Annotated in this window: 1 protein-coding gene; it reads left to right on the plus strand. The window is 48.9% G+C overall.

Annotated elements, in window-relative coordinates; genetic code table 11:
- The coding region (gene rsmI, locus EIZ48_RS28850) for a 16S rRNA (cytidine(1402)-2'-O)-methyltransferase (protein WP_240153132.1) at positions 1-406 on the plus strand (406 nt) is incomplete at both ends.

The following is a 406-nucleotide window of genomic DNA, read 5'->3' on the forward strand; positions in this document are numbered from 1 at the left end:
CAGCGGAAAACTGCTCAAGCATTTTGAAATCCACACGCAGCTTCAGAGTCATCATATGCACAGCGGAAAACTGCTCAAGCATTTTGAAATCCACACGCAGCTTCAGAGTCATCATATGCACAATGAACACAAACAGCTCGATGCCTTGGTGAACAAATTGAAGGGCGAAACTACCATTGCCCTTATTTCGGATGCGGGGACCCCAGCTATTTCGGATCCTGGGTTTTTGCTAACCCGTGCTTGCGTGGAAAACCATATTGAAGTGGAATGTCTGCCCGGGSCAACAGCTTTTGTGCCAGCCTTGGTAAACAGCGGTCTTCCCAACGACCGTTTTGTGTTTGAAGGATTTTTGCCCATCAAAAAGGGGCGCCAGACCCGAATGCAGCAATTGGCCGAAGAATCTCGC

Source organism: Photobacterium alginatilyticum, from assembly GCF_009910675.1.
Taxonomy (GTDB): domain Bacteria; phylum Pseudomonadota; class Gammaproteobacteria; order Enterobacterales; family Vibrionaceae; genus Photobacterium; species Photobacterium alginatilyticum.